Raw genomic sequence first — 13,754 nt, forward strand, 5'->3', positions numbered from 1 at the left:
TAGCTCGGCGGGCTCTCATCCTTCAGATACTTCTTGATCGTGTTCCGCGATAATCCCGTCGCCCGCGCAACAGACCGGATGCTGCGTCCCTCAACCAATACCCATCGTCGGATCTTCGACACGCTTTCCATCAGTAACACCTGCTCTTTCCTCCGCACTTTTAGTGCGGATGTTAACGAAAACAGGTGGGTCAATTTTACTCGCTCATAACCCACCAAAGTGGGTCAATTTTGCACGCCGATTCACAGTGCTGGGGCTGCAGCAGGTGCCGGAAACCGTCCGCGAGGCCGCGCTCGCCTTCGGCGCCAACCCGCGCTACCTCCTGTGGCGGGTAGACTTGCCGCTGGCGCACAAGACGATCATGGCTGGCGTCAACCAGACTATCCTTTTGTCACTGGCGATGGTGGTTGTGGCCTCGCTGATTGGCGCCAAGGGTTTGGGTGAGGATGTGCTGGAAGCTTTGCAATATGCCGCCGCCGGCCAAGGCATTCTGGCCGGTCTGGCAATCTTGTTCTGCGCCCTGATCCTCGACCGGATTGTGGCTGGGAAAAGGTGAAGCAAACAACGCCGCATCCTGGCTTCTCATGGCGCGGCGTCGGGTTTGTCAGGTTGCTGCCGCCGCAGCAGCGGGGTAGTTCTCGCTGCCATGTTGAACATCTAAGATTTGCCCCGGATCAAAGGCTTCCGGTTTCCGCGGAGTGTGATTGGATACGCCGTTTGGGTCTACCATCGGTTTTCTCTGAGCCTGCGCGACGTCGAGGAATTGTTGGCGGAACGCGGTGTCGCAGTTTCGTACGAGACGATCCGTGACTGGGTGAACCGGTTCGGGCATCAGTTTGCCGCAAAGATCCACCGGGACCGTTCAGCGCCGGCGGATAAATGGCATCTCGATGAAGTCGTGATCCGGATCAAGGGCCGGAGCCATTGGCTTTGGCGGGCCGTCGACGCCAAAGGCGATGTGCTCGAAATCCTGATCCAATCACGGCGCAATAAGGCCGCGGCCCACCGTTTCCTCCGCAAACTCATGAAACGATGGGGCCAGACCCGTGTCCTGGTGACGGACAAACTGCGATCCTATGGCGCCGCCAAGGCAGAGATCGCGCCCGGCGTAGAACATCGTCAGCACAAAGGGTTAAACAACAGGAGCGAGGCGTCCCATCGGCACACACGGCGGCGCGAGAAGATCATGGGCCGTTTCAAATCGCCGCGCCAGGCACAGCGATTTCTATCCGTCCACGATCAGATCGCCAACTTGTTCCGCCCCAAACGCCACCGCCTATCCGCCAGATCCTATCGCCATGCGAGGTCAGATGCGTTCGGCCTCTGGGCTGGCTATGCAGCAAAACTGACCGCCTGATTATAGGAAGTCACCCATAGTATGGTCGCGCGGCAACAACCTGACAAAGCCGTCTCAGCCCCGAAGAGGCCCTTCTACCTGATAATAAAGCGTAGAGAGTGCCCACGCAGGACGGGCGGAACGCTGTGGTTCTCTGGAAGTGCAAAGTACCTGTCCGGAGCCGACCCCTAGTTCAAGCTCCGCAGCTCACCCGCCTCTGAATAATACTGAACCTCTGCTTTAATATCGCGAAGAAGCCGGGCATCGCTTTCTGCAGCTTCCTTATCGATGAAGGTCACAAGCACCTGTTCAACCGGCTCTCCTTCACTGGTGCCAAAAGCCCTGTAATACAGAAGCGTCATAACATCGGTCGGGCTAAGCAATTGGTCTCCTTGAATTGAAGCCGTAAATTCAAGCACCTTCTTGTCTGCGAAATAACCAACCGGATTGAGCTGGGCCTCAAAGCCGAAGATCATATCTCCCTCTTCCTGCGTATAGGGCGCGGTCTCCCATAACGTGCTTCCAGGGGCAGCTGCGCGGGCCAGCTCAATACCTTTCTCCAGCGCTTGCCGCTTGAATTCCGTCTCATCAGCCGTTTCAAGCCCGCGTGTCACTAGCGCGCGCCCGGCACCGAAGTACTCAACGCTGTCCCAGGTCTCGAAATACGCATCGGGCGTATCGTAGTCCCGGGCAATCAGATCGGTGTTGGCCAGATACATCACCAGATCTGAGCGCGCATGGGGCGGGGAAACTCCGGCAAATCCCCGGCTGCGGCGTGAAAGATGCGCACCCAGAACTTCAAACCTCTGAAGCACCTGTTCAATCAGCCCTCGGTAAAGGCCCCACTGGCGGGAAAACCCGTCCTGAAACTCAAGAAAACCAGCTCCTTCGTCATAAATCCGCCACCCGCTGGTGTTGCCGTAGGTGTCGTAGAACCGGTCGGGATCCGCGCCCTCGATCCGCCGCACATTTAGACCGCAGGGATCGCCGATGATTGAGAACCCGCCAGCAAAGGTTTCGGCTCCGAGCCGATCCAGATCCCCGGCTTCCGGAACACCTTTGCGAAAGGCCATGACCGGCGCATCATCACGCCGAAGATCCGCCGCCGCGGCCCATTCTCGCGCCTCGATTTCGGGTTTCCCCCAATAAGCGGCGGACAGAAACTCGATCAGCTCACCTATCTCAACGGTCGGCGGAAGAACAATGTTGACGCTGAGCCTGTCTGGAAACTTGGTGGTCACGCCTGCTTCTCCCCTAATCTATCGAATCCATTTCACGGTCGAAGCAATGTTGCCGGACTGTGATTTGGCATAATAGGCTACGTGAATGTTTTTATGCAGCTTGTCACCCTGACGGTCTTTCATGATGAGCAGTGCCTTTTCTGCATCGGCCTTGGTCGGGAAGAAATAGGTTACCCCTTCCAGCGCCGCGTATTCACCGTCAACTTTCATATCCGTAAGGATTTTTCCCGCCTGGGGCCCCTGCCCTTCAGACAGGAGGCGGCAGTAGTTTTCAAGCTGCTCGAGTTTGAGCGCGGCAACGCTGGCCTTGTCTTCGGCCAAGTAATCCCCCGCCTTCAGCGGACCGGGATCATCGGAGCCTCCGATCGGTCTGCGCACCTCGTTGATGCCGTCGCCTGACCGGCTGGTTCCTTTCAGCTGCGTCTCTTTGGGCAGCGGCTTCCTGGCAATAATGTCCTCTTCCAGAACTGCCTGCATCCCTGGCCGCCCGGCGGTGACGGGCTTTGCCCCCGCGTCAGCCTCTTTCAGCACCATTTCGCGGAATTCAGAGAAGAGTTTGCCATGAAAGCCCTGCTCGGGACTTGTCCGGAAATAATCCTTCAGCACCTGCATCCGCCGCGCCGGATCCTTAATCTCAGCCAGCTGTGCAACGATCTTTTCACGCAGAGCGCGCCGGATCAGCCCGTCCACATTCGCTTCGGTCGCACTGGCCAGGAGTTTTTGCGTAAGGATCTCATCCGGGGTGACTTTCAGACCTTCAATAGCCCCGATCTGCTTGAATACTTTTTCGTATTTCTTGGCGTAGGCCCGGGCGAAAGAATAGGTAGGAAACTCTGCCTCGAACTGCACTGGGGTCAAATTGGCTTTCTTGTCGGCGGCCATCTTTCTCAGCTTGGGATAATCTGGGAATTCCGCTTCCAGTTCAGCGGCGGACTTGCTGCGCATTGCAGCAATCAGTTTGCCAACCTCATCCTCGGCGATACCCGCGTCCTGTGCCAGTTTCTGGATCAACAGCCCTTCCGCAGCGCTTTCAAGTTCGGGAAACGCCGGGTCTCCCCGGTAGCGTCTTCGCACATCCTGGCGCAGATCAGCACTGGATTTTGCTCCGGTGGGCTTGCTTGGAAGTTCAACGCTCCTGTACCCGGTCTTTTTCGAATATTCGAGCTTGAAGTACTTCTTAGGCGTGGCCCCGGGCAGCAGCCTGAAATGATATCTGCCATTCTTCAAGTAATAGGTATAGCCATCAGGGCAGTCGATCTTGGGCGGCCGCGATCCGTCTGCCAGCCTGACCGCGCTGTTGACGTTCTCGATTTCTGTTTCAGCAAGCTTGCGGGTTTTCAGCGTTTGCTTAGAAGGGGAATTGAACAATCTCGGCGGTGTTGCGCCTTCAAGCCAGACCGGCATTTTGCCCGCCGCCAGGCCGTCTTCCACGCCTTCCAGCCGGAATTCGTAGTCAGCAATATAACCCTGCACATCCGCACGCTCTGCCTTGAGAATATCCAGCTTGCCTGTGTCACTGGTCTTGGCAATGGCATCGTTCAGGTCGGCCAGAAGCTTCTGCTGCGCGTCGATCTCCATCTTCAGCTGCAACTGGTGCGCCTTCATCTGGTCGACAGCGCCGGTATCCGGCCATTTCTTCAGAGCATCCTCGCTCAGCCGCCAAACCTCGCCTTTGAAACGCGGGTCAGTCAGTTGGTCGATGTGACGCATTTCTTCCAGCACGGCAGTCCGGCGCACGTTCACTCCGGCACCACCGCGCACCACCACCTCTATCGAAAAACCCTCAGCCGGGTTGCCCTTGACCAGCGTAACTGCTTCGGACATCTCGGAGGCGTATTTGGTGTCAAATACCGAAGGAGGCACCTCAACTGCACGGAAGTTTTTCACCCGCGCGCCTTTCAGAAGCGGCAGCAGCGTATTGTCCACCTCTTCGGGCGACAGCTTCAGCGCCTTGATAACATCGTCCAGCTCGGCTTTGCTGAGCTTGCCGAAGTCATCCACTTTGGCCAGTTTAGCCGCTGCCACCAGGGCCTTGCTGGCCTTTGCCACATCCACAGCGTCAAAGCCTACTCCGATCCAGGCGGCAACCACCCAGCCAATGCCGGGAACCTCTTCTTCGGTCACAATGCCCTTAGCCGGGTCGATGGACACGTTGGCCGCCGAGCCCAGGCGAAAATAATCCTCGGTTACATCCACTGCGCCGTAGACGCCGACAGCCAAAGCGGCGCCGCCGAGAACCCAAGCCAGCCCGCCTGTCGCAAAGCCAGCCGCAACCGCCAGACCGATCCCGACAACAGCTTCGCCAATGGACCATGCGGCATCTTTCTTGCCTTCCCAGGCTGCCTTTTCCTGCGCCCATTTCAGCTGATCGCCCTCGAGCCCGGTTGCGGCCATCGCCGTGTTGCAAACCCCGGGGATGGTCCAGAGGTCAAAGTCTCCCTCATCGATGTTTTTGCGGGTGGTTTGGATGTCGATCAGCATTGAATCGACTTGGCTGCGCAGCAGGCTGGCCTGGGCCTCGGGCGTCATCCCTGAGAAGGCAACCCGGTCCGGCACCCGCAACGCCAGAGGAAACTCTGCCGCCGCGACAGAACGCTGCGCCTTGAGCGCATTAACTTCTGCCGTCAGCCGTTTGACTTCAGCCTGTGTCTCCGCATCCGCCGCAACCGGATTGCCGCGCAGCAGGTTCCAGCCAAGTTCCAGGGAAGCAAAAGGTGCCGTCATCGGGTTGCCGAACTTGGCCACGAAATTGGCATATTCGCCATAGAGCTTCAGCTCGGCGATCAGCAGTTCTCGCTCCTTGACGTCAAGCTTCTTGTCGAAAGGCGCAATTTTCTCCAAGGTCCGCTCCAAAGCCGCCTGCTCTTCGGAACCAAGTTTTGCCCCGGCAAGCTGCTCCTTAAGCTTTTGCGCAGCGTCCTCCGCCTTGGCCACGCAATCATGGGCCGCATCGCGCATCACCAGTTCGAATTGCTTTTCAAACTCCTCACGCGTCTTGCAGTCCTTCAACCCAACGCCAAAAGTGCGCATATGCGCAGCATAGGGATCACTTGCGCCCCCGGCGCGCTCGATCTTCGCATTTCCTGCGCTATCGCTGTGCAAAACATAATCGTCTTCGGTAATCAAAGCGGCCAGGTTCGATGCACCGCCTTTGATTGCTGTTTCTGCCTGATGCGCGGACTTCAGCTGCGCAATCTCAAGTTCCAGCGCGGCCATCCGGTCCAGATCAGCCTGTCTCACCCCCAAAGGCGATCCATCCCCCAGCAGGTTTGCCACGATCTCGATAACCGCAAGGGACCAAGTGGCTGGATTGCCAAACTTTTGAACGAGTGAGGCCAGCTGACCGGCGGCTTCTGCCTTCAGCATCAGCAGCTCGAGTTCTTTCCTGCTGAGCGCCTTGGCCGCCTCCGAGTCAACGTCCATTGTCTCATTGTCGGTCAGGGTCAAGGCATCCTTACCGAAAACAGCCTCGCTGTTCTCCAGCTTGACCTTATAGACCACATAGCGGCCCCCTTCGAATACCACAGCCGCGGCACCGTCCAAACCGCGGGCAAAGGCCGTTGCCTCCTGAAGCGCAGGAAAATCACGCGCCACCCGGTCCCCCGCTACAATCGGGTCGCCGTCCCCATGCTGCGCCAAGGTCTTTCCGGTCTGATCTCCGGTTTTGAATACTTTGTTTCCAAGGCTGGCGTGGGTTCTCAGCTCTTTCAAATAGGCGTTCAAACCCGCTTTGAGGGTCCGCATATCGGTCGGCGAAATATGCATCCAGCGCCAGAATCCGCTGAGATCGTCATCGCTGAGCCCTTTCAGTTTCTCAGCGATCTGGACGTAATCCGGCATCGTGTGAAACCCCAAGGTCATGCCGTTCTTGGGGTTGGTGAAAAAATTCTGCAATCGCGGCGCAAGGCTGTCCCACTGCCCCTGGATACTGATGGCCCGGGTCAGCGGGACCGGCGCCAGAGGGTTGGAAGCCAGCAGCGCCTGGGTCCTAGCGACCAGCGCCGCCACCACTGCCGTGATTTGCTCCAGCTGCGCTTGCGTCTTAACTTTTGAGAGCCCGCTCCTGAGTTTAGCAACGGCTGCCGCCAGCTTTCGGAATTCCCCTGGCGGGGTGACCGCCGAAACCATAAGTCCGTCAAAAACCGCAGCCAGATCCCGGGCCGCGGCCTGGACCCGCTGCGTTTCGGCTGTTGCGTCAATGCCGTCGTAATCGCCGCGGTATTGCGCGATCATTTGCGTGGATTTGGCGAGGATCAGATGCATTCCCTGCACGATCTTGGGAAGATTTGCCTCAGCCTCTTTACCGTCGAGCGATTGACGCAGTTTGGCCAGGGCTTTTTGCAGGGCAGCAACCTGCTCCGCGGGGGCATCTGACGGGATCACAATGCCGTTCAGGGCCGCGTGAAGATCCTTGCGGACATCTTCGAACTCCACCTTTGCTTCGGTCTCCGCGCTGCCGGTCTGAGAGGCATCAGCCTCAAGCGGCCTTTCCTTCGGCTCCGGTGCAGCAGTGTCCGCTGCCCTCTGCTCCATGTCACCGGATTCCACAATTTTGCCATCCCGCAAAATCAGCACCTTCTTGACCAGCGGCAGTTTGAACAGGCGGAACATTGTCCTGGCCCGCTTCGCCAGCCCCGGCAAGTCACGCCCCTTGAGGGACAGGACCAGGGTCTGCGAACCGGCCTCTTCATCTGTAAGATCCGTGACGCTGTCCTTCACTGCAGCGGCCCCGAAGGTCAGTTTCCGCGCCCCCGTTTCTTTGGCCAGTTTGGCTGCCAGAGCTTTGCCCTTACGTTTGGGATGAAACAGGATCCGGATCTCACTGGGATCGCTGGAGGGCATCACCAGACCGAAATGCATTGGCCGCTTGCGCATGCGCTTGATCATCTTGCCCAGATATTCTGCGTAGGCTTCCGGATCGGACAGGCTGCCGTGATCATCCTCTTCCTCAGGAGCCTCACCTTGCTGATCCTGCACATTGGCAGTTTCTTCCGGCTTGAGCGCGTCTTTTGGCGCTTGCTGCGGAACCGGTTCCTCCGCCGGGGACTTCGGAGCGCTGCCGCTGCCCTCCTCTTCTGATCCCAGAACGACATCAAACGGGATTTTCTGCGTCTTCAGGTATTTTTTCATCTTGGCGGTGAGGGCTGCCACCTCGCGCTCACAGCGCAGTATCAAAGTCTTACCCTCAACCGTGAAGGTGCCAAAAGCTATCTTTTTTCCAGGCCCTTCGGTCTTTGCAGCTTTGGCCAAGGCCGCTGCATCTTTGCTGCGGTGCACAAACATGGCGTGATCGGCATCTTTTGCACCTGGGTTGAACGCAAAGGGCAGAGGCCCCTTCTTGCCGAGGACAATTAGTTTTCTGAGCGCATCACCCGTTACTTGAAGCCCCGGCATCCAAAAACCTCCAACCGGTCAACATCGAATTCGCGACGCCTCTCCGGCATACAGCAAATGCCAAGCCGGCAGGCCGCCAGCCCCTCTTCAACTCAATCACCTTCGATCTTAGCACCAAGAGGATCTCTGTCTATCCACTGAACTGAATTCGGGCTGGCTGGCCGGATCGTGCCAGCTTCAGTTCAATCTCACGCAAAAGCTTCAGGATGTCCTCGTCCGAATACCGTTTGACTGGCCGCCGTTTCGACTCTTTGCGGGTTCCGGTGTATATTGGAGCGGGCTGATCGGTCGAAAGGCAATGCCGGAGCGAGACGAGAGGATAACGATACGGGGCGGTGTGCAGAACCCTGCAGGAAGTGCCGTTCGCCTCAGTGTCCGGCTGCTTGGTGCTGCCGAGGTCATTTTGGACGGTCAGCGGTTGAGGGGTTTCAATTCACCACGATTGCAAGCATTTTTGGCGCGTATCGCCCTGCGAAGAGAGCCCCTGGACCGAGCCGCCCTGGCCTTTGAGATCTGGCCCGAGTCCACAGAACACCAGGCGCGCACGAACCTCCGAAAGCTGCTGCATGAGCTGCGGCAGGCACTGCCGAACGCAGACGCATTTGCCGAGACCGGAACCAGGAGGGTGCGCTGGCTTCCGGCAGGGCCGAGCGAAGTCGATGTCCTGAGTTTCCGGGAGGCGATCGCGTCCGGCGATTTTGAAGCGGCCGCGAGGCTCTACCGGGGTGACCTGCTGCCGTCCTGCTACGACGACTGGGTGCTTGAGGAGCGCCGCTGTCTTCGCGCTGCAGCGGTCGGCGCCCACCGCCGTCTCGCCGAGGCGGCAGCGGAGCGTGGCGGTCACCTCGCTGCTCTCCGGCATGCCGGGGCGGTAAGCCGTTTGGACCCCACCGATGCGGCCGCAGTCCGAATTCAGATCGAAGCCCATTGCGCGCTGGGTGACACCGCCGGGGCATTGCGGACGTATCATCACTATGCCCGCGATCTTCAGCGTGAGCTTGCGATTGAACCCGATGCGGAGATCAAGGCGCTGTACAAAGCAATTCCTGCGGGCCCGCCTGACCAGCACCGCCGGTGCGCATCGGACCCGGAAGCGCCGCCGTTTGTGGCGCGCGACCAGGAATGGCATGCACTTGCCAAGGCGTGGGATATGGCACAAGCCGGACGGGCGCATCTGGTCCTTCTGACTGGCGAACCCGGGATCGGCAAGTCCCGCCTTGCACATGAGCTCGGCCGTTATGTGCAGGCCGACGGGTATGAGGTGGCAACCGCCCGGGCCTATCAGGCGGCTGGCAGGCTGCCGTGGGGGCCGGTCGCCGACTTGCTGCGGTCAGAAAGCATCCGGCGCCGGGTCAGCACACTCGGGCAGGCGTGGACCGGTGAGCTTGCCATGCTGCTGCCGGAGCTTGGCAGCACCGTTTCGCAGTCGGCAACCGGTGGCGCGGACAGCGTTTCCAGGCGCCACCGGTTGTTTGATGCCGTGTGCCGGGCAATCGCAGCGCATGACAGGGCGCTAGTGCTGATCATCGATGATTTGCAATGGTGCGACACCGAGACCACCGAATGGATCGGATTTCTCCTTCGCGCGTATTCGCAGCTGCCAGTCCTGATAGTCGGAACCGTGCGGTGGGAGGAGCTTCCCGACGGCCACCTGCTTCCAAAGCTGGCCGATGCATTGCAGCGTGAGAACGCTGTTACCGTCGTCGCGACCGGCCCGCTCAATCAGACGTCAACCGCAGTGCTCGCGGCTGAACTGCAAGGGGTGAAGGAGCTTGAGCCAGAGCTGGCCGAACGGCTGTGGAACGAGACGGAGGGCAATCCTTTGTTCGTTATCGAGACGATCCAGGCTGGGATCACATCTGCTGGTGAGCAGGGCATTCTGACACCGACGATGCGCTCGGTTTTACGGGCGAGGCTCAGTCAACTGACTGATGGGGCGCGGGAACTGGCGGAGCTGGCCGCCGTCTTCGGCCGGTCGTTTTCAGCGCGCGCGCTGGCTGCAGCAATGGGCGGCAGCGAACAGCTAGCCGAAGACCATCTGGACGAGCTTTGGCGCCGGAGAATCGTGATTGTCCGGGGCCAGACCTATGACTTCAGCCACGACAAACTTCGGGAAGTTGCAATCGAGATGATCAATCCTGCGCGCCGGCGGCGGCTTCACCGGGTTGTTGCAGACGCTATTGCGCGCGAATATCGCGACGATCCGACCGCGGTCATTGCGCAGCTGGCGGCACATTACGACCAGGCTGGCATGGCCGAACAGGCAATCGGGGCGTACCGCATGGCTGGCGCGCAAGCGGTAGCAATGTCGGGGTTCGACGAAGCTGTCTCAATGTACCGCCGCGCGCTTGCGCTCCTGACCGAGCTACCCGTTTCACCGGACCGCGACGCTGTCGAACTGAATATCCGGATTGCCCTGGGCGCGCCGCTTGTCGCGGTAAAGGGGTATGGTGCAGGCGCCTCGCACCGTCTTTACGAGCGCGCCCTGTCGCTTTGCAGTAAACTCGGAAGACCGGCCGATCCGCCAATTCTCCGCGGACTGGGCCTCGCCCGCTTGCAAGGGTGCCGGTTTGATGCCTGCGACGAGCTCGCCCAGGCGCTGATCGATCACCAGAGCGGCGACCGCGTTGCCAGCACCGAGGGCCTGTACCTCATGGGCGTCAGCGCGTTTTGGCAGGGTAACCTGGTTAAGGCATGCCGGTTCCTTAAGGCGGCTATAGCGCGTTACGACACCACGCGGCGCGAAGAGCATCTGGCGCGCTATGCGCAGGATCCGAAGGCGGTTTGCCTTGTGCGGCTGGGGCTTGCCACGCTCTGGTCCGGCGATCCTGCGCGGGCCGGCGCGATGGCCCGGTCGGCGGACGGGCATGCCGGTGAGCTCGATCATCTTATGACGTCGGCCTACGTCGTGACCTATGGAGCCGTTTTGGCGGCCATGGCCGGGGATGTTCCCCGGCTGGAAGAGCTTCTTGGCCGGGCCGACCGGATCTGGCAGCATCTCTCCGAACGGTATCTTAAGGTCGTCCTGGACGCGCTGCGGGCCTGGCTGGAGGTTTGCAACGGGTCCGGTTCCGGTGTGGACCGGATCGTGCGGGCGGTGGAGCGGTCGCGGGTCCAGGGCCAGACGCTTCACCTGAGCCTGACCCTGCTTTTGCTTGCGCAAGCGCGCGGTGCCCGCGGGGAGTTGCACGAGGCGCGCGCCGCCGCCCGTGAAGCGCTCGCGTGGTCTGGGCAGTGCGGCCAGCGCTATCTGACCGCCGAGCTGCTGCGCACCGACGGCGAACTTTCGTACAGCATGGGCGAAACCGTTGATGCGTTTTCATCCCTGCACAATGCGGTGGATGCCGCAGGCGCTCAAGGCGCGCGGTGGTTGGCGCTCAAGGCTCTGCATTCGCTTGCCATTCGGTTTCCGGATCCGGCGGCGCGCGCGCAACTGGCAGGGCTGGCGGAAGAGCTTCCGTCTGGGCACGATCTGCCGGCATTTCGGGCAGCTGAGGCCTTTTTGCGCAAAACCGACTAGCCCGGAACGCTTTCGGAACGCCAAAGGTGGTATGCCTCAGAGGAACTCAGGGGGAGGGCAATCGAATGCGCAAACTGATTGAGAAATTGTCCGGGACGGTTCGGGGCACGGTCACAGCCGCTGCGGATCCCGGCTATGACGAAGCGCGGGCTGTCTATAACGCGATGCACGACCGAAGACCGGCCGCAGTGGTCAGCTGTGCCGACGCGGCAGATGTGATGGCCACGATCACCGCCGCGCGAGAAGCCGGGGTTGACCTTGCGGTGCGCGGAGGCGGCCACAGTGTACCAGGGTTCGGCACGGTGGATGACGGGCTAGTCATCGACCTTGCGCGAATGAACAACGTCCATGTCGACCCCGGCAAGAAGACTGCCCGCGTTGGCGGCGGCGCAACCCTTGGCGACGTGGATCACGCCACCTATCCCTTCGGGCTAGCCGTCCCTGGCGGGATCATCTCAACCACTGGGATCGCGGGGCTGTCCCTGGGCGGCGGGCTTGGCTATCTGACCCGCAGGGCGGGCTTGACGATCGACAGTCTCGTGTCGGCCGATGTGGTTCTGGCCGACGGAAGGCAGGTCACTGCCAGCCACTACCAGAACGAAGATCTGTTTTGGGCCCTGCGCGGCGGCGGCGGTAACTTCGGTGTTGTCAGCTGCTTTGAGTTCCAGTTGCACGAAGCTGGAGGCGTCGTGGGCGGACCGCTGTTTTATGAATTCGGCGATGCCAAGGCGGTCCTGCAAGGTTACCGCGAGTATATCGCCGAGGCGCCTGAGGAGCTTGGCTGCTTCTTCGGCTGGCAGATCGCTCCGCCGCTGCCGTTCATCCCGGAGGACCGGGCCGGCGATCTCTTTTGCGTGCTTGTGCCCTGCTGGAGCGGTCCCCATGATGACGCCGGGCGGGTGCTGAAGCCGCTCCGGGATATTGCCGAAGTGAAGGCGGAATACTGCATGCGCATGCCGTTACCGGCGCTCAACAGCCTGTTCGATGATGCGGTTCCAAAGGGGATGCAGCACTACTGGAAAGCCGACTTCATCAAAGAACTCACTGACGATGCCATCGCTGCGCATATCGCGCACGGGCGGCACACGCCGCATGTCAGCTCCTCAATGCACCTGCACCCAATCAACGGCGCAGCGCAACGCGTCGGCGCCGACGAAACCGCATTCGGCCACCGGGACAAAACCTTTTCGCCGGTGATTGCCGGCATCTGGGACGATCCGGCTGACAGCGAAGCCAATATCAAGTGGGTCCGGGACTACTACGATGCGATCCATCCCCACTCGGGCTGTGATGGCGGCTACATAAACTTCATGTCAGACGACGACGGCCACCGGGCGGCGGCGAATTTCGGCGGAAACTACGCCCGGCTGGCCGAGGTGAAAGCGGCCTACGACCCCGACAACGTCTTTCACGTCAATCAGAACATCGAACCAGCGAAGGGAGGAAGCCATGTCTGATCATTGGCATTTCAAAAGCGAAACCTTCGACAACTGCAACTGTGCGATCAATTGCGGCTGCCAGTTCAATCTGCCCACGACCCACGGGTTCTGCCAGTCGGCCTATATAGGCCGCGTTATTGAGGGAGACTTCAACGGCATCCCGCTTGCAGGCCTGAAATGGGCGGCGATTTATAAGTGGCCGGGCGAAATTGCTGACGGCGACGGTAAATGCCAGATTGTAATCGACGAAACCGCCGACGCGGAACAGCGGTCCGCGCTCGACACCATTCTCTCTGGCAAGGCCTGCAAGCCGCTGAGCAATGTCTTTTCGGTTTTTGCCTCGACCTGCTCCGAGTTCCGCGACACGCTGTTCCTGCCGATCGAGCTTGAGGTTGATCTCGAAGGCCGGACTGCACGTGCAAGCATACCCGGCCTGTTGGAAAGCCGCGGTGCCCCGAAGATCAACGAATTCACGGGCGCCCCCTTCCACATCGCGCTGGCGCGGCCGAGCGGCAGCTTCGAGTTCACATATGCCGAACTTGGCCTCGGATCGACCGAGGTCAAAGGCAGCCTGGAAATGGCGTTCGACAACACATGGGCGCTTTACTGTATCCACCATTTCAACCAGGACGGGCTGGTGCGCGACCGCCCGCGCCTGACTGCTTGGCTTGGCCACTAGGCCAGCGGATTGGGAAAGGAACATGCACAAAACCGGCGGATTGAACGGTTCCCAAGGCGTGGTGCGCAGCGATCGCGTGCCTGTGGCGGCAACGAAAAATGTCTTGGTCAAGCTTCCGGTGATCTGCACCGGTGCTGGCGTTGGG

The 13,754-nt window shown here is 60.1% G+C and carries 7 protein-coding genes and 1 pseudogene; 5 read left to right on the plus strand and 3 right to left on the minus strand.

The window, feature by feature from the left end; genetic code table 11:
- Nucleotides 1-140 (minus strand): helix-turn-helix domain-containing protein (locus GKC28_RS26430; RefSeq protein ID WP_368041129.1); only part of this gene is annotated, 140 nt, incomplete at its 3' end.
- 14 nt (nt 141-154) lie between these two features.
- On the opposite strand from GKC28_RS26430, the pseudogene GKC28_RS15175 reads away from it, so the two are divergent.
- Both GKC28_RS15175 and GKC28_RS15180 read left to right on the plus strand, forming a co-directional pair.
- Nucleotides 155-556: pseudogene (locus GKC28_RS15175) on the plus strand (ABC transporter permease subunit); the annotation flags it as partial.
- A 108-nt stretch (nt 557-664) separates the two neighbouring features.
- Complete coding sequence (locus tag GKC28_RS15180) at nt 665-1,357, plus strand: IS6 family transposase (protein WP_174147871.1); 693 nt, start codon at nt 665-667, stop codon at nt 1,355-1,357.
- Between the two features lie 167 nt (nt 1,358-1,524).
- Here GKC28_RS15180 and GKC28_RS15185 read toward each other — a convergent pair whose 3' ends face one another.
- Entirely contained in the window at nt 1,525-2,577 is a 1,053-nt protein-coding gene (locus GKC28_RS15185) for a hypothetical protein (RefSeq protein ID WP_174147872.1), read from the minus strand.
- Between the two features lie 18 nt (nt 2,578-2,595).
- Nucleotides 2,596-7,752 (minus strand): hypothetical protein, encoded by a 5,157-nt coding sequence (locus GKC28_RS15190; protein WP_174147873.1) that lies wholly within the window; start codon nt 7,750-7,752, stop codon nt 2,596-2,598.
- Nucleotides 7,753-8,425: 673 nt separating this feature from the next.
- Here GKC28_RS15190 and GKC28_RS15195 point away from each other — a divergent pair.
- From GKC28_RS15195 to GKC28_RS15205, 3 genes are all read left to right on the plus strand, one after another.
- The gene (locus GKC28_RS15195; RefSeq protein WP_217434103.1) at nt 8,426-11,491 is read left to right on the plus strand and encodes an AAA family ATPase; all 3,066 of its coding nucleotides are present in this window, start codon (nt 8,426-8,428) and stop codon (nt 11,489-11,491) included.
- Between the two features lie 65 nt (nt 11,492-11,556).
- Nucleotides 11,557-12,948 carry an FAD-binding oxidoreductase gene (locus GKC28_RS15200; protein WP_174147875.1) on the plus strand — a complete coding sequence of 464 codons (1,392 nt, stop codon included), beginning with the start codon at nt 11,557-11,559 and terminating at the stop codon, nt 12,946-12,948.
- The gene (locus GKC28_RS15205) at nt 12,941-13,609 is read left to right on the plus strand and encodes a DUF1326 domain-containing protein (protein WP_174147876.1); all 669 of its coding nucleotides are present in this window, start codon (nt 12,941-12,943) and stop codon (nt 13,607-13,609) included. The genes GKC28_RS15200 and GKC28_RS15205 overlap by 8 nt, the downstream gene beginning before the upstream one ends.
- The last annotated feature ends 145 nt before the right edge of the window (nt 13,610-13,754 follow it).

It is taken from the genome of Leisingera sp. ANG59 (assembly GCF_013317235.1).
Classification (GTDB): Bacteria; Pseudomonadota; Alphaproteobacteria; order Rhodobacterales; family Rhodobacteraceae; genus Leisingera.